Raw genomic sequence first — 20,176 nt, forward strand, 5'->3', positions numbered from 1 at the left:
CGGAACATCGAGCGGGCGAACCAGAGGCGCAAGGTCCGGTCCGCATTGTGCACAACTACCGGACATGCCCCCATCCAAGTGTGCAGACGGGCCAGCGGCGGAGGGTTCAGGGCGTGGGGTTGCGGGCCAGCCAATCCTGAAGCTCGCGGTGGCGGAATTGGTATGCCGTCCCGGCGGTGCGCAGCAGCCCGGCCTGGGTCGCCCAGTGGAGAAAGCGGCCCAGGCGCCATGGCAGCCGATGCGGTCCTGTGCGCGCGTACAACAGGAAGATCGCGTATCGCAGACCGGCGGGTGCACACACGAGTCCGAAGAGGATTCCGAGCCCAAATCCGAGAATGGCCCTACTTCCGGAATCGAGTTCGAGATCCACGTCGTTGCCCAACAAGAGCCCGGTCACTAGACCGAGCACGATGGCGGTGGTGAGCTCGGCACGGATGAGGTCACGGGGATCGCGGGCTGCACCTCCATCGTCATCGATCGTCTTGACACTCACCCCGACGCCCGAACGCCTGATCCTGATGCCGCCCGCCAGGGCAGTCGTGATGCCGCCCAGCACCGCAACACCTACTACGACCGCAATGCTGGCCATAACATTGCTCATCGGCGCGTTTTCGAACCAGCCCACGATCGCAAATGCTGTCCCTAGCATGAGTCCGGCCACAACGCCGCGGCGGATCCTGTGCTGACCCCGAGCCGTACGCAATCGTGCCGGAGCAAGGGGTGCGCGCCGAGGCCACGTGCCGATCCCCGTGATCACCATGGCGCCGCACACCAAGGAGAAGGGTTGCCCCATCCGGAGAATAAGGAGGGGTGAGGAGTCAATTAGACAAACTGCGACTGCCACGGCAATCGCCACGAAGGTACTGGCCGCAACCACGCGCAGATGCGCGATGTAGGCGCGGCTGTCGCCAGCCAGGGGCCACAGTTCGTGGAGTACCAGATCTGTTCCGGACAGCGTCCGGCCGCCCACAATTCGCCCGGTTCGGCTGTTGTCCTCAAGATAGCGAGCCAAGACACCAAGCCAGACGTGTGCCTGTTCCGGGGTCTGACTGTGGCCGCGGGGCACGACGTGGCAAGTCCTGGAACGAACGTAGAGGCGGTGAAGGTGATCCCGCATCGTCGCATCGTCGGCCAGATCGGGCGCCAGAAGATTCCTCGGCGCGTGTGAATACGCCTCGAACCCGCGATCGCGCTGCTCATGGACGGCGACCGCCATGGTCAGCCGCCACGGCGTGGACAGGCCCCGTGCCAACGGCCCCGAGGGGGCGCTTGCCAACGCATCGACGACATCGCGCCACCGTCGGGGGTCGTCGACGCGGGCGAGGATGAACTCCCTTGCTTGTCCGGGGGTGACGGGCGTGATGTCGATGCGAGCGGCATCCTTGGCCCAAGTGTTCAGCGCGTCGTAAGAGTCGCTCCGGGAAGTCACCACCAGACAGGCTCGGTCTCGACCGTGCTGGTAGGCATTCATGATCTCCAGCGCCCGCCGGGCCCGACGTCCCGGCCGAGCCGATGGGCCAGTGCTGTTGCGGAAGTCCGCCGCATCCATCTCGTCCAGCCCATCCAGGATCGGGAGGATCATGTTCGCTTCGACCAACAACCGTGCTGCCGCGCGCGGCAGCCGGTAGGTGCTTTGCAAGTGATCGATCACCCACACACGAAGCGCGTCCCCCACCTCTGCTCCCTGGACGCCCTCATCGATCGGGGTGGTGTCGAGGGCTGTCCAAGAGCCGAGGGGCATGCGCACTGGCACAGGGTCTCGGGGATCGCGATCCTCGATCAGTGCCAAAAGCAACTCAAGGGCCAACACCGTCTTGCCAGACCCCGGGGGCCCTGTGATCACCAAGCGACCGGGGCGCAAACGCCGGTAGTAGTCCACCACCGTTCCCAGCCGTCCGTCGGGGTCTGCGCCGGCAGCATCGTGAGCCTGGACGTGGCCGGGGCGGAAGACGAATCGCACATCGATCGGCTTGCCCGCCCCACCGAGCATGCGCGAACGCTCACGAGTTTCAGCCAAAGCAACCCGGTCGGCCAGACTCGCGCCCAGAGCCGCCAAGTCTGCAGCCTGCAGACCCAAAGCTGTCCGAGACATCAACGCCGACCACACCGCGACGCCCAACCCCGGCAGGGCGATCGAAGCACTCAACCAGTCGATGTCACCACGCTGGATACCGCGCGAGCCCCAGACAACAAGCCAGACCACACTCACCACACACAACACGCCCCAGGCCCAGCCGGCCGTGCGTCCCCCACCTCGTTCCATGACCGGCCATCATGACAACACGCCCCGCTCTCCGCCGGGCTTTGGAAAGATCACGCCCTTGATCCAGGTGGATTCTTCAGAGCGAAGCGTCAACCGCCGTGCCAGCGCTCCGTTCAAGCCTCAGATTCAACTTCTGCCCTCGGTCAATAGGCGAAGCAGGGTTCTTCCTGGCATGTTCTCGGTGGCTTGAACGGCAACGGTGACGATTTCGGGGTCGTCGAAGATCGGGGCGCCGTTTGGGCGGCGGGTGTAGGGCGTTCGGCCGTAGTCGACGCCGGTTGCACTGTCGTATGCCGTCCACGTGATTGTTTCCTGTTCGCCGGCGCGTAGCGGGAGGTTCGATACGGCTCGGACGTACAGGCCGGCGGAGGATTCGAACCACACGAGGGGCACGGCGAGTACCCAGCGGGATGCTTTGGTGCTTCTTACCTGTTCGGCCACTCGGTGTTCGAAGGCGTTGGCCGTGGCCTCGTCACGCAGGTAGTCGTAGTCGGACAGGATCAGCGGCTTTGGTCCGTCGAGGGCTGCGATCGCCGGGCAATCGTGGGCGAGGATTGCACGCTGGACTCGGTCGAGGACGCTCTCCAGCAGGCCGATCATGTCCGGTGTCATCGTGGTCCCCGATCCTGGCGGACGAGCTCTTCGACGAACGGGCATACGCTCGCCTGGCTACCCAGTGACCGCCGCCGTGAGTGTGCCGCCAGCGATTGGCTGCGCCACAGAGCTGCTACGGGTTCGAACGCCGCAGGGCGGGGCGTCCCTCGCAGCGGCGCCTGCCGGTCCTCGTTCACGGCCACCTCCGGCTGACGAGTCTTCAACGCTGCGCAGCAGCCTGCCCCAGAGGGCGGCCCAGCGTAAATCCGTCGGAGTCTTGGGCCGGCGGCCAGCGGCTTCGGATTGCCGGACCGTGTGGGTCCGTCGCGGTGCTCGTCGACGGCCGAGCGCGTGATGCTCCGCAGGGGAGCATCACGCGCTCGGAGTGCCTTACGCCGCAAGCACGGGTCGGTCGAGGACGCCGCTCAGCGTGTCGAGCGTGGTTCGGTCCAGTTCGTCGACGCCGCCCGTGACGGCCCGGAGCATGTTGCGCTCCGCGCGGTGGGCGCCGCGGACGACCTGTTCGTGATGGGTGAAGGTGTTCACCGCCTGAAGCACCCCGTACGCGGTGCCGTGCCACGGGGCGACCCGGTCGTCCTCCTCCCACAGGGTGGTCAGGACGTCCCGCTTCCGCTCGGCCAAGGTGCGACCGCGGCCGGGCTCCTCGGGGAGCGGCGCGTGTGCGTCGAGGAAGGCGTCCCACTCCCTGTTCGTGACGGACACCCCGCACAGTCGCGAGACTTCGGCGGCGAAGTCGTCCGCGATGCGAAAGACGATGTTCAAGGCGTCCCGTGCCTCGCCCAGACGAAGCTGGGAGTACCGGGAGTGCTTGATCCTGACCTCTTGACCCATCTCGGAGAGGCCGGCCGCCATCGTGTTGTCGCACACGACGTTGGTCACGATCCGCTTGAACGTCGTGGCGATCGATCCGTCGAAGCTCGTCCCCGCGAGCAAGTGCGGCCGGAACTCGACTCCTTCCGGCGTTGTGATCGACTCGGGAACCTCGACCGAGACCCAGGCCACCGCGCCGCCCCGGAGGAGTCCGGCGGAGCCGATCGAGAGATCGCTGTCGAGGAGGCGGGCGACGGTGTCGACCAACCACTCCTTGTACGGATGCGGCTGGTAGCCCTCGGCGAACAGGCCCAGGACTGCGCCTGTGTCACTGCGCAGGATGGCCTGCCGACCCGGGACCTGATCGAGCCCGCCCGTGATGGGGTTCTCGACGTAGATCACGTTGGACACGGCTTCCCAGTCGAACAGGCGCCGCTTGACGTCGTCGACGGGAACGGCGCCCGGGTAGTGATTGGGCGTGGTGCTCTGCAAGTCGGACCGGTAGTGCCACGCCGTGCCCCGGCTCGCGGTGAATCCGATCAACGTGTTGCGGTTGAGATCTTCCAAGGTCTCTTTGGACATGCGATTTTTCCTTCACTGTTGGGGTGTTTCTCGGAACAACGGCGCGCGTCGCGTCGCGCGGATGAGGTTCAGGGCGTGGCGGCCCGGCACAGCGTTGTTCGGGCCGCCACACCCGACGTCTCGGAGCGGCCTTGCGGCCCAACGCCCCGACGCAGATACGTACGGTCGGTGGCTTCCGTCAGGCCTCTATGGCCCACGTCGCGGGATGCGGCGCGTCAATCGGGAACGTCGGTAGGTGATCTCCGTCCGGGCACACCGGATCGTCCGCTCGGTACGTCCACACCGAACCGTCGTCCTCGATCACCGCGAGACAACCGTCGACCGCACACCGACGGGCTTCCGGGTGGTAGACGAGCGTGCAAGTCCCCTGCGTGGTCTCGACGCGCAGTGAGAACTCGTCGGACGCGATGATCCGGATCGGCGCGGGAGCAGGCGTGGAGAACACTCGCGACAGGTTGCCCAGCCAACTCGCGACGGTGACCCGGTAGCCCGTGTCCTCCGTCCCGTAGGCGTTCGCGATATGAGCGCAGTAGACGGTGCAGGCGTCGATCGTCTCGGCGGCGTCGCGGGTGATCGTGACGGTGAACTCGTCCGGATAGTCGGCCGATTCGTCGTCGTACGTCATCGGCTCGACTTCGGGATACGGCATGATCCGGACGACATCGGACATGACCGATATCCGAGCCCCGAACACGTCGGCCTTCGCTGTGCACGCACCCACGATCATGTGCCACTGAGTGGCCGGAATCGCGAACTGGTGAACGTGCAACCGGTGTGCCGGACCGTAGCCGGCCAGCGACTCGCCCAAGGGCTTCAGTAGTGGAGTGAAGACGGCCCGAAGCGTGACTTCCGCGAGAGCGTCCGGCGAGTCGACTCCGTCGATCGCGTTCCGGATCTCATCCATTTCCGCGTCCGTCAGCGTGTGGCGGTTGAGGGGTTGCGAGGGAATCACGTGTGTTCCACCTTCCAACGGTTTTCCCCGTGATCGGGGGGCCGGTGTCCGGCGTGGCGCCGGACACCGGCCTCTCGTCACGCGTTGTGGTGCGGTGGGACGGTGTCGATGTAGGCGAGATCCGGGACGCCGGCCAACGAGGGAGGTCCCTGGAAGTCGAGCGGTTCGGGTGGCGTTCGATCCGCCTGCTCGCACGCTCGACGAATGCGCGAGACAATCGGCGCGGATTCATCCGGCGGCACCCACGTAGATGCCGATTCCCGGGGTTCAGGGGCCTCTTCCGCGCCGCAATCAGCCCGGCGCCACGTCTGGGGCCGTAACCCCCGGGGCGGCGCCGACGCGGGCGTCAGGGACCTTGACGGAAAGCTGCCCCTCAACTCGTAAAGGGCGTACAGCAGTCCCTGATGACGAGTCGTGGTGGTCGAGTAGTGCACGTCCGGGATCACGATCGCCCCGTCGTTGAACACCCACCCGATCGGGGTGCGGTAGCTCATGACGGTGTAGGTGATCCGGTCCCGGTGCGCCCCCTGGACAGCCGGCCGCCAAACGTTCGGAAGGCGACCCAGGGTCGGCGGTGGACCGGATACCGCCCGGAAAGCGCCGTAAGTCTTGAACGGTTCGTGGGCAGCGAGGGCGTTGTACACATCCCAACTGCGAGTACGTATAGCGCGCATGGCGTGGTCTCCAGCACGAACGAGGCACGGCCCTCCTCCCGGATCGGGGTTCGGGCCGTGCCGAATGGCAAGCTGGTTGGGGTGAGCTGTCGAGCCTGTTCAGCCGGTGCAGAGCAGGCAATTGCAGCCGTGCGTCCGGTGAGCGCACGGCGTCTGTTCGTCGTTGCACGGGTTGCCGTTGTCGGCCTGACACGGCATTTCCCCGTGGCACATGGCGACGTCTCCGGTGCACTCGATCGGGTCGTCCCCGTTGGCGGCCTGGTAGTCGCCACCGGTCGGATCGTCGAGCCGTCGGCGCAGTTCGAAGCAGGCGCCGCAGGTCAAGCACGTCTCGCAGGAGGAGCCGTCTTCGTGAGCGCACCCGTCGCTCATGAAACGGTGTCCGAAGGAGGACCAAACGTGCGTGATCGCGGGGAGTTCGGCTTCGAGCATCGTTCCCCCTTGCGATGTGAACAGTTGGCCCCGGGTGTCCCACGGGGGCGATCGCGGGACACCCGGGTGTTCGTGGCGACGGGCGCGGCTACGTACGGGGCGTCCGTCGGTGGGCGGAGCGCGGCCGGAAGGCAGGCGTCGACCGCCCAGTGGGGCTTCAGTCCGCGTGGACGCACAACGTCCGGGTCGTTCCCAAGACGGTGATCCAGTGGCACGCGTCCGGGCCATCCGGAGTGCACAGAGCCACGGCGTAGGTGTACTCGGCGTCGTCCCGAGACCTGTGCGAACGCAAGGCGTACGCCACGTCGCCGTCCGCGATGGCGGCCAGGACGGCTTCGACCGTGGCCGCAAGGTCACACCACGGACACTCGCACCATTCCGAGTCGCTGCCCTCGCGGTGGACGCGTTCGCACCTGTCGTACCAGAACTCGCTTTGTGTGTCGCGTAGTTCGTGAGCGAATCCCTCAAGTGCGCTTTCCAGTCGATCAAAGCACATGGGTTCGTGGTCGGACTGCTCGCCGGCCACATTGTGCCCGACGTGGATATGCATGGCTTCCTCGTCCTTTCCGGGCTTACTGCCCGCTCTCTTTCCCTTTCACTTAAATACGTTCCAGGGGAAGCCCCGAATACCGATCTTGCTCGATGATTTTCGGGGTAATTTGGGCGTGTCGAAAGAAAGCCGGACTCCTGCACAGCAACAGGCCCGGCGGTGATCATCCGCCGGGCCTGCGTGGGGCACTCGCCTAGCTTTCGTGCCTCATACCGCGATAGACCATTTCGTCGCGGGCTTCGTCGAGTCGCCCGATCAGTTCGCGCAGCTCTTTGCGTGCGGCGTCACTCGTGCGTCGGATCTTGGACGAAGAGTTTCGCGGACCTCCGTAGATCCGTTCCGCCGTGCGGCCGATCACCCCGGCGCGCCCGAGATCATCGGCTTCCTCCGCGATCTTCAGCGCACACTTCAGTGTCGGATATTCGGAGCCGTTGCCCCATGCCGCTTGGAAGATCTCGGCACTACGCCCCGCCAATGCCGGCTCCAAAGCCATGGCAGACAGCTTGTCGACATGCGGAATTCCAGGACCGGAGTGTGCGTCCAAAGACCCATCAACTTCGCTGGGCCTGATGTCCGACCGATACCCGACGCGCGCTGCGGCGTCCCGAACGGCCCAGTACATGATCCCTTCGCGCGTCGCGATGATCTTCTCCCCATCCCGCCGCACGTAAGTCCAAGCCTGAGGCCCGCCGGCGCCGTCCTCAGCTGCCGAGGGTTCGCAGGTTGCGGCTATGTGACGGAGTCGGTCCGCGAACCGAATCGTTGCATCCTGGGTCACGTCGTCACTGACGTCGTCCGTCCCGTACTTGCCCATCCCGCCAAGCGTGATGGTGGCGCTTCCGTCCATGCGCTTCCTTGACCGACTCGCGTCGAGCCGGCGGCAGTAACCGCGCGCCATCCGCTGAATCACTGCGAAATCTTCGGGCGTGACGATATCCGCCATGCAAACGGATTCTTCAGAGCCTAGGGAATGATCCACTGCAATCACTTCCGGCTATCCGTGACGCGCACCCCGATGCGCGGCGTCCGATACTTCGATTATCTCGCTTCGACAAAGGAAATCAAGTGCTGCCGGCAATGTATTTGAAGGGATTTCCACAGGACCACATCATCATTGGTAAGGCGAATCCGAACGAGCTATTTATGCCATAAAGCAGCCGGATGAAAGATTCTTCGCTTGGATATCTAGATTCATGTCAACCAACTCGGCAAAATCACCGAACTGAACTTGCTGGGCCGAAGACTGAAGGCTACCCGGCCCCGATCCCCGAGCTACTGCCGACCAGCCTTCCGGCTAGCGAGTCGCGCGGCGCCGAGGAAGGACCGACGGTCCGCCGACCTGCTATTTCGCCGGCAAATGGGGTATCCACATTATCGGATACCCCATCGGAAAGAGTCCGAGCCCACCGACTGGAAGGCTTGCCGGCTAGCTTCATTTTCGGGAATTCTGGACTCAAGATCTCCTGCGGGGAGCAAGCTCTCAGTCGCTCAACCGCTGCAGGTTTTCGCACGCTTGGATGATGTGCAAGCTCGGCTCCTCGTCGATCTCGGCGAGCTTGGTGGTCAACAGCCCTACTGTGCGGGGAATTTCATCGTACCTACCAAGTGCCGCTTGAAGTTCGACAATTGCTCGGTACAGGGGCTCGTTGTACGGGTCGAGCAGGCGAGCGTGCTCCAGGAGCCCCAGCGCCTTGGCCGGATCGGTCTCCGTCCAACCTCGCGCCTCGGCGCTCAACGCGTCGAGGACGTCACGGCGCAGTTGCTCGCGTGGAGCTTCGAGCCAGTCCCCGGTCGACTCCGGCGCGAGATGCCCGATGTAGTGGTCGATCAGGCGTTGTAGGGCGGTTGCACGGACCGCCGGGTCCGCAGTCGACCGAAGCGTCTGCAAGGAGTCCCTGACCTCCCATAGGTCCACGGAGACAAGTCGCCGGTTCAGGCTGTACCGACCGCCCTCGTGCACCGTGATGTCCTCCGACACCTCGGTGACCGCGCGGCGCAGCGATCGGCGGAGCTGACTCAGCGTTGCATGGAAAGAGTTGGACGGCCGCCCACTCGGTGCGGTCGGCCACATGTCGGCCGCGATGCTGTCTACTCGGACGCCGTCGGGGTGCAGGGAGAGGTAGACAAGGATCTCCAGCTGCTTCGGCGCAAACGCCGCCGTCAGGTCGGGCCGGCCTTCGGAGCCGATCTGTTCGAGGCGGATTCTGCCGAGGACGATGAGGTTGAGCCCTGGCCGGGCGACCGGCTCGGCCGGGGCCTCGGAGGTTGACTCGCGCCTGGTTGGAGAAGCAATCGACCCGGACGAGTCGGAGACTCGGGAGCCACCATCAACCTTGGCCGGGACAGGCTCCTCGGGTCCTTCGTCTGCATTCTCGATACCTTCTCTCGGCCGCGAGCGCCGCGGGCGCGGAAGTGATGGGTCCTCAGCCTCGTGCAGCAATGTCAGTAGGGCGCGTGCCTCGTTACTGCCCAGAGTGAACAACCGGGTGCCGATCAGGTCGCCGGCTGTTCCGGAACTGACGGTCCCGTCTCGCTGAACGTGTAGGTCATGTCCCGAAGACCAGCGTCCGAGAACGACACCGGCGACTCGACGTCCAGGCGCAACTCGCACAAGAAGCTCTTCCAGGCGCGACGTCACGTCCCGGGTGGGAGAGACGACGAGAACCAATCCCGCGCGGGAATCGATGTCTGCGCGCCGGAGATCCCGCCCCGAATGGGCGCGGATTTGGGCTTCGACAAGGTCCAAAGCACTGCCCGCGTCCGGCGTCAAGTGAAGGCGAGAGGGCCGTGGCCACGTCGCGATCGAGTCACCGAACAAGGCTCGGGCGTCGGGCATGGGAATCAGGACCTCGATGCCGGGCGGCCGGTTGCCTCTCCGTTCAGCCAGGAGGCCCGTTACGAGCGCTCTGGTGGCCGCAGCAGCGCCTTCTCCATACAGGCCCAATCCAGATGCCTGGAAGATATCCAGGGTTCGCTGATCACCGTCCTGTGTGCCCAGCGCCGCAGCGTCGTTCGTGCGCATCCGAGTGGCGAAGGCCTCCGCCCGCGAGCGCGCCGCAACGGCTGGATCCTCGCTTCCCTCGGTCTCGACCGCGATCGAGGCGGGCGAGGCAAGTTCTTCGTAGGTGTGGCGCATCGCTCGCACGATCGGGGCCATGGTCAGGTCGTCGCGACGGCCGCTTCCCGGTTCGTACTGCCGGCGCCTGCGCAGTCGAACGGTGAAGGCAAGCGCGGTTATCGCCCCGACCAAGCCCAATCCGACGTACGTCCCCTCCGTCACAGTGAAGCCATGGCCGCCGCCCTTCCCGGAAGAGCGGGCATGACCGCTGTCGGGAACGATCGGGACGCTTGTGTTCGGCGGCGCGGACACGGAAGGTGGCGTCCGGGACGGCACCGATTCATCGGCCGACTGCGACGGTTCCGACCCGGAGCTCTCCGGGGGTGTGGCCGGGGTCGATGTGGATGAGGAGGCCGGTACGTGGAGCGTCCATCCCGGGTAGATCAGGTCCGGGTCGATCAGGGATGCCCCGTCCTCCTGGACGACCTCCTTGCTCAGCCGGTAGATCTCGGGCCACCGCAAAGGATCACCGAGGCGAGCTTTGGCGACGAGCCACAGCGTGTCGCCGGGCTGGACCGTATACGAAGTGAAGGCCCCTTGGCTCTCACGTCGCGTAGCAGCGGGGGCTCGCTGCCAGGTAGCGACTTCAGCCTGCGACTCCGACGCCGAGTACGACGCAGCCGCGACGACCCCCGGAGGTACTCCACCTCCCATCGACGCGGGTGACGTCGCCGTCGCCGAAGCCGTACGCCACGTCGCCAGGACCGCGAGGATCAATCCACCGATGACCAGCGCGGCCACGGCGCGGTATGGAGGCAGCTCTCGAAGGTGGCCTGTGTGGACGGCCCGAGCGCCGGCCTGGTGCGTCAGCGCAGGCAGCCGCCTGACGTACCAGGCGAGTTCGACGACCGAGTCCACAACGAACGCGGTCCAACAAATCCAGGCGATGGAGGCAAGAAGCCTGATCAGCACCTCGTCGTCGATCGGCGCGCTCAGGCGATCCCACGCTTCCGACGGGGAACCCCAGCCTCCCGGCCAGGGATTCGGATCACCGACGCATCGCACCAGCATCCAGGGCACACCGATCACCAAGCCGGTGAAGACTCCGGCAACGAGCAGCGCTCGACAGCCCGCCGCCATCCGCGCGACGAAGCGTCGGGCTCGGCGAACGAACATCATCGCGTGCCGCCGGCCGGGGCTTCGTTCCGCAACACGCCATGCTGCGCCTCCGCCGTCCCCGTAGCCGTGACCGTCAGCTCGTGCAGCCCGGCCAGGGACAGGAGCTGCGTCTTCTGACGATGAGTCACCCGGACCGTCACCCGTCTGTCGTTCACCTCGACGGTTCCCTCATAGCCGCTTCCCCGCAGAGCCGCCAGCGCTGCCTGCCGTCCACGGTCGGGGGCGAGCGAGACGGCGCCGCCGCGGGCGGCGGCGAGATCGATGGCCTGGGCCCCTGCACGAGCGGCGTCCTGGGCCGCGTCCACCGCGTCCGCTTTGGCTGCCAGCGCCAGTCCGCCGTCGAGTACAAGCCCGGCCGCCAGGAGCAGGACCGCCATCAACACGGCCACGAAGGCGGTGACCTGCCCGGAGTCGGGGCAACGATGCCTGCACCCCACGAGGTTCATCTCGACCCCACCGAACCGAACGCCTCTCGCGTCCCCGAAACCGTCACCTCGTTGCCTCGATACCGGTCGACAGGACTGCTTGCCTCGGCACTCAGGGTCTTCGTTCCGGGCAGTCCGAGGGGCATGAGATCGTTCAGCCTGACCGTGCACGCAACTCGGACCCGAACCGAGCCCCCCGGTCGAAAGTCGGCGGTTCCGACGTCGACTTGCAACTCCTGACACACGCGTCCGACCCCGTCGAGGGTTGCGTGAGCCGTGTCGAACGCCCGTTGTCTAGCGGACTCGGGATCTCGCGCGAGCGACGCAGCTCGGGCTGCCTGGTGAGCCGAGTCGTGAAGGTCCTGCCGATTGCCCGCCAGACGGCCCACGGCGACCACCAGGAGCAGCACGAGGACGAGCAGCGGTAACAGGAGGACGAACTCCACAGTCACCGATCCGGAGTCCCTTCGTCCCACGCGCCTTCGGATTCTCGGCTGTTGCCGCGATGGACGGCAGAGCATGCTCAGCGCCTCCGCGGTGATGTGGCCGGTGCATCCGGAACGAACCGATCGACCGGACCCTCGGCTATCCCTGTGACCCCCAGGTGCAGGCCGGGTACCACTGCGGCGCTGGTCCCCTTGACCACGACCCGTACGCGATCAGGCCCCCGCGTAACCGACACCCGTGGGTTCTGCAACACGGCGTGTCCCAGGGCATTCAAGGTCGACGTGGCACGGGCCTGCCCGGAAGCGGCGGTGCCGTTGTCCGCACGCGCAGCGGCAAGACCCCGAGATGCCGCGGCCTGCGCGACATGCTGGGCATGCAGAGCGATCGCGAATTGCACGATCAGCATGATCACGAGCATCAGCGCCGGGGTGACGATGACCAGCTCCATCGACACGGCACCCGCATCATTACCGCACCGGTTGCGACTTCGAATCCCGTGTCGGGCGGGAGCCGACTCTCCGGTGCGTGCTTTCGCCAAGCCCCGAAGTCGCCCATCACTCGATGCCTGTTGGCGCAACATGGCTGGTCATCCTCTACAGGAGCGCCAACATCGACGTCACGATCGTCGTCCCCGACTGCACGACAGGCTCAAGCCCCAGGTCGATACCGTTCGCCTTGCCGGTGATCTTGGCAACGATGATCGCGACGATGGCGATCGCTGCGGCGGCCAGCAAGGCCGTGACGATTACGGTCTCCGTCGTGTAGCCGTCGTCCTCATGGGTCATCCGCCACATCGCTCGTTTGATTGCCGCCTGGAACCCCTTCCACGTCCTGGTCGTGCGCACCATCGAAACCTCCTTTATTCCTCCGACCGTCACAGGCCGGACATCACATGACTCATGGCCGGGAAGCCGATGAAGAGCAGAAAGCCGGCGAAGAGCAACGTGAGCGGCAACGTCATCCGCTCGGTCGACGCGACGGCTTCGGCCTGTGCTTCGGCCAATTGCCGAGCCCGAAGCCCGGCGGCTTTGGCGGCCAAGGACTTTCGCACGCGTGCACCTTCCGCGCCAGCCAGGGCGACGGCGGCTGCGAGCTCACGGAGCTCCTGGACGTCGAGTTCGCCGCCGAGTCGCCCCAGCGGGCCCCACGGCGGTATGCGCGACATCGCTGCCGTCGACAACGCCCGGCGGATCTGCGCGGCTGCCCACCCTTGGGGTACAGCAGCTGCGTCCCGGAGCGCCTGATCGACACCTGCCCCGCCCGCGAGCGAAACGACGGTGAGGTCGAGGACGACGGCCAAGGCGCTCCGCATGTCATCACGTCGTGCCTTGGCCGCGGATCGTACGGCGAGATCGGGAACCGTGAACATGACCAGGAAACATCCGACGGTGACAACCGCAGGCAGTGTGATGCCCGTGCGCACGATGCCCAGCAGTTCGATCAGGCCGAGAAGTACCGGAGGCAGCATCAACCCCATGAGCCCTGCCGCCGCCTTCTCGGCCAAGTGCCGCTCCGGATCTCGGCCGAGTACTCGCAGGTCGCGACCGACACCCTCGGTCGGCAATCCCAGCGCCCGCAGCAGGGGCACCAACAGGCGGCCGAGGCGCGACGCCCAGCCCGGCTCCTCCTGAACCGCGATGGGCGCGACCGTCGGAGGTCGGTGCAGTGCGGCGAGGGCGTCCTGGAGCGAGATACGTGGTGGATACAGGGCGTGGAGGATCACGAGAGTCCCGGCGCCGAAGCCGGCTCCGAGTATCGCCGCGATGATCACGGTTGCCACACCCTCTCACCCTGAACACCGGCTTCGGTCAGCAGACGTCGTGGTTTCGCGAGCCTCGCGATACGGGCCATCCATCCGAATGCGATTCCGAACAGGGATCCGACGATCGCCAACGTGAACTGACCCACCGCGGAATCGAAGGGCTGAAGGTAGCCGCGGTTCAGCAGCACCAGCCCGGCTGCCATGGCCAGGGAGACCCCCATCACGACGCGCACGGATGTCCGCACCCGGGCTCGTTCCGCATCCACCTTCAGCCGCATGACCACCTGCTCGCGTGCCGAGTCGGCCAACGATCCGAGCAATTCGGCGAGTTGCCTGGCCTGTCGTTCGGCCGCGAGGATCAGCGCCACGACGACCAGGTCCGCCGTCGGATCGTCAAGGTCATCGGCGAAGTCCCGGAGCGCATCGCCGGTTCGTTGCCCGGACTCGATGCGGGCCGCCAACCCGCGCACCTCCTCGACCAAGGCGGGCGGTGGGCTGTCGGCCGTCGCGCGGATCGCCTGCTCAAGTCCGGCTGCGGCCGACAGGGTGTCCCGAAGCATCTCGGCCCAGACGGCGATGGCTTCGATGCGAGCGGTTCGTGCCTTCGCGTCGCGATCGGGTCGAACGACCTGCGGCATCGACAGCACGGCGATCGTCGTCAGGAATCCGCCCACCGGCCAGCCCGTCAGCACGCCCATCGCCACACCTGCCGCCACCGCACTCACCACCAGGCGCTGATGGCCGAGAACTTCCCGTACTCCGGCGGCCAATCGTCCCGGCCCTTGCCGGTCGTCGGCCGCCGAGGAGTGTGCGGACCGCAGGTCCGAGAGCACCAGGAAGATCCCGAGCCCCACGCCGGCACCGAGCAGGGCCGAGACGAACACGTATGGCCTCACAAGGAGTCACCCCAGTTAGGGGTCCACCAGGCCTGTGCATCGAGTCCCGCCGCGATGAGTTCGTCCAGCGTGTCGGCGCGCGGCGGGGTGGACGGCGTCGCACGGCCGTCAGGACCGGGTCTGTACACCTCGTTCGAGATCACCTGAGGACCATCGGACCCGACGATTTCCCGGACGGAGTCCACGACTCGCTTTCCGTCCGCCGACCAGCCCAGGTGGACGACAAAGTGCAGTGCCGACGCCACGAGCAGGTTCGTGGCGTCGAGAGTCAACCGCTCGGGGCTCTGCGCGGCGTAGGCGCCCAGCTTCGTGAAGACACCGGCGGACGTGGACGAGTGGATCGTGCTCAACGACCCGTCGTTGCCTTGACTCATGGCATTGCACATGGGGATGACCTCCGCTCCGCGAATCTCCCCGACGATCACCCGATCCGGCGCCATGCGCAGCCCCCAACGCACCAGCTCGGCTTGATCAATGGCCCCTTGGCGCTCGATGTTGGGCTCGCGGGCCTGCATCGCCACGACGTCAGGATGCGCGACCCGGTCGTGGTCTAGGCCGAGTTCGAGGGTGTCCTCGATCGTCACGAGCCTTTCATGGCTCGGAATCTCGGCCGCCAAGCCGCGAAGCACCGTCGTCTTCCCGATGTTCACACCGCCGGCGATGATGACGTTCTTTCGCGCTCGCACCAGCGAGGCCAGGAACGATGCCAGGGACTCGTCGCAGACCCCCATTTCTTGGAGCTTTGCCACAGTGAGGCGGGGGTATCGATGACGCCGGATCGAGAGCGAAACTCGCTCCGTGACCGACATGACCGCGAACAGGCGTGATCCATCCGGGAGTTGAAGGTTCAGCCACGGTGAGGAACGATCGAAGTGCCGCTCCTCCTCGCCGGTTCGTGCAGCCACGGCGCGGATGAGTTCGATCAGTTCCGTGTCCGACCCGGCGATCGGCGGAACCTTCTCCTTGCGGCCGTCGGCGTAGCGGACGAAGACCGTGTCGCAGCCATTGACGATGACGTTCTCGACGTTGTCGTCATCCAGCCACCGCTGAATGGCCCCCAGGCCGAACAAGCCGTCCAGCACCATGCGGGTGACCCGTTCCTCGACTTCCTCGAAGAGCGGAGGGCTCCCGGCACCGAGCCGAGCCGCGGCGTCCGCGGTCAGCTCCTCGCCGATCAAGGAGCGCACCGTGTCTCGCTGTTGCTCCAAGGATTGGGCAGGGAGCCCCGCTTCCTCCAACGACTGCGTGTATGCGCTCATTCGGTGTGCGATTCGCTGCCGGATGGTCAGCGCGATCACCCGTTCGTCCACAAACTCCTCTGGTGGCTGCCGAAGACGAAAACCCGGGTCGTCCATGGCGTTCATTCGGTATCGGCCCTTCCGGACGCACGAATGTGCGCGTCGGGTGAGTGCAGCGACTCGACTCGGCGAAGCATGTCCGCGCCCAGGACTTCGATGGCGGCAGGCAGACGGGAGCGACGGAAGCGGCGGATGCCGCCTCTTCCGATCTGGATGTCGGTGGCCGCGAGTGGATCCCAGGGAAGTCGCCCCACCCAATCGATGCCCAGCGTCTTGCGGATCTCGTCCGGCGAGTACGCACACGCACCGACGACCACGAGACAAAGGGTTCGCGTCTTCGCGAAGTCCTCGACCTCTGCGGCAACGTGCGAGAGCGCGTCCACCCCGCCGCGGCTCAACAGAAGGACGACGTCCGCCTGCTCGGCCAGAGAACGGGAAGCGGCGGAGAGACGCCCGACGTCGACGAAGAGTGTTCTCTGAGCTCCCAGCCGCCGGAGTACGGCGAACCGGCCCTGCTCCAGGAAGGCCAGGGCGGCGCCGGTCTGAGCCGCGCTCGCAGGCGCCAGAACCCCGTGACACTGCCCCGTCAACGTCTGGCCGGCCGCGGCGAGGAGATCGCCCATGGCGAACGAACGCCGGGTGGCCGCGGCGAGATCGATGAGCCCCGGCGTGTCCGAGAGCCCGAGCCAGGCGGCGATGTCGCCACCCGACGGATCCGCTTCGACAAGCACCCGGTCGACGTCGAGCGCCGACCGCTCACGACCCTCGGACGCAATTGTCGGCCAAGCCGTGGCGAGCGCCAGCGCGGTCGTCGTAACTCCGGGAGCGCCGGTCAGCGAGCACAGCACTGTCATTCTCATCAGGGCACCTCGTTCGAGGCCAACGGCAGGATGGCCAACCGCGGGTCGCCGACGCGACTCACCGCTTGAGCTGCCGCCGTCTCCATCAGGAGGCTGACGACCGCCCCGGGGCCGTTGTCCGACATCGCGTCGACGGCGATGACGGTGGCAACCACAGGAATGGACCGATCCGCGTCGCCCGGGCCGCCGGTGTTCCCGGGCTGTCTGGTGCCGCCGTCCAGGATCGCAACCCGCTGGCCCGGTCGAAGCGCGGGCAGGCCGCCCTGTTTCACGGGTAGCGCGAGCACCGCATGGCCCGGCGGCGGGTATGCGTCGGCCGATCCCAAGAGGTCGCGCTGGATGAGCGTTCCGGCGGGCAGAGCGCCGAGGGCGATACGGCCGACGATGGATGCCTTCTCGTTGACCGAGACCAGGCCGACACCGCCATCCGCGGCGACGGATACGGGTCTCAGGTCGTCAGCCGACAGCTGGTGACCGGCGGGCACAGCCCGCGACAATGCGAGGGCTTCGTGCTTCTTGCCCAGCTTCTGGGCTACAAGGGCGAAGACCAAGGTGCAGATCACGACCACGAGCACCCCGACCCACAGACGCCCATGCCGGCGGAGTGCTCGGCCCGCCTTCGTCGGGCCCGTGGCACGAGGCGGTTTGTGATCGATGGCGGCTCGCCCACCGGACGCTGCCCGCGAGTTCATCGATGGGCGAGCTGCTGATCCCGATTCGGTGCCCACATCCGGCTCCATTGAGGTGAACAAGACTCTTCTTCACGAGCAAACGTCACGACGCGTCGATCACGACCGCCTGGACCTCGGCCACCCGCAACGCAGCCTGAGCAGAGGACTGCAAACCCGGGAACACGCCGGTCTGACCGGCTCCGGCCCAGGTCACATCCCAGGTGATCGTGGCCACGACGGAGTACGCGAGAGCAGGCTCCCTGGCCGAAGATCGGGCGTACGTGTAACCGCAGTCCGGCGACGGGGACGCCGGATCGACCACTGTGCTGTAGGGGGTCCCGGGGCCCATACAAGTCACCGAACTCCCGTCGCCCATCACCCAGACGACGGACCGTGGCGTGGCCGTCGCCGTCACCGAGACGCCCGGGACCTGTGCTGTCGCGGAAACGGGTCTCCACTCCGCGGGCGAGATCCACAACCAAGTCGGTATATGCACCAGCTGCTCGCCGGCCGGGCTCGTCTTCAACACCGGTGAGGGGAGGGCCAATTGCGCCATCGCGGTCCGGGCAACGACCGCCGGATCCGGAGGGGCCGGCGGTGCAGCCCCCGATGCTCCGCTCGGGGCGCCGGCGGGGAAGCCCTTGCCCACCATCTGCGTCGCGGGCACGCCGCCCGGCAACGAAATGGCCTGAGGGCCGTGCAGCCGAACCAAGGCCAGGATGGACAAAGGCGTCGTCCCTGACGTCTCACTCGCTGTTTCCGAGCGGGACGACCCGCTTCCCGGCCGCGAGATCGGCATCGTGCCGGAGTCGCCCGAACCTTCGTGCGCAGGGCTTCGAGCCGTCAGGGAGCAGGTGTTCCCTTGGCAGGTCACATCCCCGGTGCCGCCACGGATGGGGTCGTCTGCGGATGCCGGTGACGTCGCCAAGAGCAGGAGGGACGCTGCCAGGGCGCCGCCGACGGCGGCACGGACGAAGCGTCGGCCGGTCAGCATGTACCCACCCCACCAAGCGTCAGCTGCTCCACGAGCCATCGCCCGTCCGTCAGGACGACGGACGCCTCACCCTTGTGGTGCCCACCCGGTGTGTCGTCTTTGAGTTGTCCGTCGACAACGCGATGGCGCAGCCACGCCGAGGCATCCACGCAATCGGTGATCGACACTCTCGTGGGTGATGTGGAAATCACTCGCGGTGAAATCTTCACATCGCCTTTTGCCACCAAGCCGTGCTCGCGATCGTCCTGGGTAGTGAGAACGAAATACTGGAGGGCCTGACCGGAGGCAAATCGGCGGAGTTCCGGTGATTGCGCGTCCGAGGTTGCCTTCGCTCGAACCACGGCGTCCCACATCCCGCGGTACGCGGCCACTGCGGCCTGCCCGGACTGGTCCACTGTCGGAGCCATGCCGGGCGGCGGCGAAGAAGAGGTCGTGCGGGATTCGGGGGTGGGTGTGGACCTACCGTTCGTACAAGCCCCCACAGCCACGAGCACCATGACGCAGGCCAGGCTCGACAACGTCCGACCACACCGCGGGGTGCACATGACCAGCCCCTTCCTCTGCGAAGCCCCCGTCGGCCCGAGTTCCTTGGGCGATCTCCGAGGATCGCGGTCCCATCGTGCTCTCCGATAAGCGGAAGGTATAGCCCTCGTTTATGCCATCCCGATCTTGCTTTCCCGATCTTGCTCGCCTGCCCGAGGCCACGTGGATCGAATCTCATGTGGAGAAAGATCGAAGAGGTGGCACCATAAGGAACACGATTCACGCCGAGCCGCCGGAGGGCAAAAGCGGAGCCCTGTGGAACCAGCGACCCTCTCTTTAGCGTGAAGCTCAATTATTGAATGCAGACTTATCGACTGGGGGGTTGCATGAACGGGGAGATCGACGGTGAGGACGTGCGTCGCGAGGATCTGCGCGCTCTACTGACCTCCTACCGCGCCCGCTTGCGCCCTGCGGACGTCGGCCTTCCCGAACCGACGCGCCAGCGCGCGTCCGGCCTGCGTCAGGACCAGGTCGCTGCTCTGGCCGGGGTGAGTTCCAGGTGGTACGCGTCGCTGGAGCGGCGAACACGCTCCGGACGCAGCCGAATTGCTCAGCTCGGTTTCGCGCGTACTACGTATGTCGGAGGAGGACAATCTGACCCTTTTCCTTCTCGCAACGGGTCATCCGCCCTCAGCTCCGGTCCATCCGGCCACCACGCTTACGGATGTGCACCGCCAGTTGCTCCGGTATGCCGAGCCCCACCTGGCCGCGATTCTCGACTACGCCGGCAACGTCCTGGGCACGAATGAGACTTGCGCCCGATGGCTGGGCCTCTCGGATCCCACTCCGGGCGACCTGCCACTCAACGCAGCCCTGTGGGTCTTCACAAAGGATGCCGAAGAGCGCATCCGTGACCTCGACAACGTCCGGGCAACCGCGGTGGCCCACATCCGCCAGACGCGAATCCGCTACCCCGACGACGCCGTCCTGACGGCCATTCTCGATCGACTCATGGCCTTGCCCGAGGCAGCCAAGTACTGGCGCGCCCAAACGGCAGTCACCCCTCGAAACATCGTCGACCGATACGCGATTCACCCTCGCCACGGCGACGTACACCTACTCGGCACCGTGACCGAACTCCCCGACGGCCTCCAGATCGCAGTCTTGTTCCGGTCCCTGGCAGAGCGGGACGTCGACTGCTGAGGTCACCACGACCTGAGTTCAG

At 66.2% G+C, this 20,176-nt stretch carries 20 protein-coding genes; 1 reads left to right on the top strand and 19 read right to left on the bottom strand.

Annotated elements, in window-relative coordinates:
- Window positions 1-106 precede the first annotated feature (106 nt).
- From ACWGR4_RS01565 to ACWGR4_RS01655, 19 genes are all read right to left on the bottom strand, one after another.
- Window positions 107-2,209: an NACHT domain-containing protein gene (locus ACWGR4_RS01565; protein WP_452131193.1), complete on the bottom strand. Its 2,103-nt coding sequence runs from the start codon at window positions 2,207-2,209 to the stop codon at window positions 107-109.
- 180 nt (window positions 2,210-2,389) lie between these two features.
- Window positions 2,390-2,863: a hypothetical protein gene (locus ACWGR4_RS01570; RefSeq protein ID WP_452131194.1), complete on the bottom strand. Its 474-nt coding sequence runs from the start codon at window positions 2,861-2,863 to the stop codon at window positions 2,390-2,392.
- A 384-nt stretch (window positions 2,864-3,247) separates the two neighbouring features.
- The gene (locus ACWGR4_RS01575; RefSeq protein ID WP_452128224.1) at window positions 3,248-4,270 is read right to left on the bottom strand and encodes a DUF932 domain-containing protein; all 1,023 of its coding nucleotides are present in this window, start codon (window positions 4,268-4,270) and stop codon (window positions 3,248-3,250) included.
- A 178-nt stretch (window positions 4,271-4,448) separates the two neighbouring features.
- Entirely contained in the window at window positions 4,449-4,940 is a 492-nt protein-coding gene (locus ACWGR4_RS01580; RefSeq protein WP_452128225.1) for a hypothetical protein, read from the bottom strand.
- Window positions 4,941-5,995: 1,055 nt separating this feature from the next.
- Window positions 5,996-6,328 carry a hypothetical protein gene (locus ACWGR4_RS01585; protein WP_452128226.1) on the bottom strand — a complete coding sequence of 111 codons (333 nt, stop codon included), beginning with the start codon at window positions 6,326-6,328 and terminating at the stop codon, window positions 5,996-5,998.
- A gap of 157 nt (window positions 6,329-6,485) precedes the next feature.
- Window positions 6,486-6,878: a hypothetical protein gene (locus tag ACWGR4_RS01590; protein ID WP_452134161.1), complete on the bottom strand. Its 393-nt coding sequence runs from the start codon at window positions 6,876-6,878 to the stop codon at window positions 6,486-6,488.
- A 193-nt stretch (window positions 6,879-7,071) separates the two neighbouring features.
- On the bottom strand, window positions 7,072-7,821 hold the full coding sequence (locus ACWGR4_RS01595; RefSeq protein ID WP_452128228.1) for a hypothetical protein: 750 nt from the start codon (window positions 7,819-7,821) through the stop codon (window positions 7,072-7,074).
- Between the two features lie 537 nt (window positions 7,822-8,358).
- Window positions 8,359-11,115, bottom strand: a complete 2,757-nt coding sequence (locus tag ACWGR4_RS01600; protein ID WP_452128229.1) for a hypothetical protein — start codon at window positions 11,113-11,115, stop codon at window positions 8,359-8,361.
- Complete coding sequence (locus ACWGR4_RS01605) at window positions 11,112-11,561, bottom strand: pilus assembly protein TadG-related protein (RefSeq protein ID WP_452128230.1); 450 nt, start codon at window positions 11,559-11,561, stop codon at window positions 11,112-11,114. Before ACWGR4_RS01605 ends, ACWGR4_RS01600 begins: the two co-directional genes overlap by 4 nt.
- A complete protein-coding gene (locus tag ACWGR4_RS01610) occupies window positions 11,558-12,061 on the bottom strand; it encodes a TadE/TadG family type IV pilus assembly protein (RefSeq protein WP_452128231.1) in 504 nt (167 codons plus the stop codon). Before ACWGR4_RS01610 ends, ACWGR4_RS01605 begins: the two co-directional genes overlap by 4 nt.
- 2 nt (window positions 12,062-12,063) lie before the next feature.
- On the bottom strand, window positions 12,064-12,435 hold the full coding sequence (locus tag ACWGR4_RS01615) for a TadE/TadG family type IV pilus assembly protein (protein ID WP_452128232.1): 372 nt from the start codon (window positions 12,433-12,435) through the stop codon (window positions 12,064-12,066).
- A gap of 145 nt (window positions 12,436-12,580) precedes the next feature.
- Window positions 12,581-12,835: a hypothetical protein gene (locus ACWGR4_RS01620; RefSeq protein WP_452128233.1), complete on the bottom strand. Its 255-nt coding sequence runs from the start codon at window positions 12,833-12,835 to the stop codon at window positions 12,581-12,583.
- Window positions 12,836-12,861: 26 nt separating this feature from the next.
- The gene (locus ACWGR4_RS01625) at window positions 12,862-13,767 is read right to left on the bottom strand and encodes a type II secretion system F family protein (protein ID WP_452128234.1); all 906 of its coding nucleotides are present in this window, start codon (window positions 13,765-13,767) and stop codon (window positions 12,862-12,864) included.
- Window positions 13,755-14,633 (bottom strand): type II secretion system F family protein, encoded by an 879-nt coding sequence (locus ACWGR4_RS01630; protein WP_452128235.1) that lies wholly within the window; start codon window positions 14,631-14,633, stop codon window positions 13,755-13,757. The genes ACWGR4_RS01625 and ACWGR4_RS01630 overlap by 13 nt, the downstream gene beginning before the upstream one ends.
- Before the next feature lie 8 nt (window positions 14,634-14,641).
- On the bottom strand, window positions 14,642-16,009 hold the full coding sequence (locus ACWGR4_RS01635; protein ID WP_452128236.1) for a CpaF family protein: 1,368 nt from the start codon (window positions 16,007-16,009) through the stop codon (window positions 14,642-14,644).
- Window positions 16,006-16,803: a hypothetical protein gene (locus ACWGR4_RS01640; protein ID WP_452128237.1), complete on the bottom strand. Its 798-nt coding sequence runs from the start codon at window positions 16,801-16,803 to the stop codon at window positions 16,006-16,008. Before ACWGR4_RS01640 ends, ACWGR4_RS01635 begins: the two co-directional genes overlap by 4 nt.
- Window positions 16,803-17,366 carry an SAF domain-containing protein gene (locus ACWGR4_RS01645; protein WP_452128238.1) on the bottom strand — a complete coding sequence of 188 codons (564 nt, stop codon included), beginning with the start codon at window positions 17,364-17,366 and terminating at the stop codon, window positions 16,803-16,805. Before ACWGR4_RS01645 ends, ACWGR4_RS01640 begins: the two co-directional genes overlap by 1 nt.
- A 211-nt stretch (window positions 17,367-17,577) precedes the next feature.
- On the bottom strand, window positions 17,578-17,709 hold the full coding sequence (locus ACWGR4_RS01650; protein ID WP_452128239.1) for a hypothetical protein: 132 nt from the start codon (window positions 17,707-17,709) through the stop codon (window positions 17,578-17,580).
- A 752-nt stretch (window positions 17,710-18,461) separates the two neighbouring features.
- On the bottom strand, window positions 18,462-18,863 hold the full coding sequence (locus tag ACWGR4_RS01655; RefSeq protein ID WP_452128240.1) for a hypothetical protein: 402 nt from the start codon (window positions 18,861-18,863) through the stop codon (window positions 18,462-18,464).
- 814 nt (window positions 18,864-19,677) lie between these two features.
- Between ACWGR4_RS01655 and ACWGR4_RS01660 the strand changes: the two genes are divergently transcribed.
- Window positions 19,678-20,154, top strand: coding sequence for an MmyB family transcriptional regulator (locus tag ACWGR4_RS01660; RefSeq protein WP_452128241.1), 477 nt, complete (start codon window positions 19,678-19,680; stop codon window positions 20,152-20,154).
- The last annotated feature ends 22 nt before the right edge of the window (window positions 20,155-20,176 follow it).

The sequence above is a fragment of the Embleya sp. NPDC055664 genome (assembly GCF_053618075.1).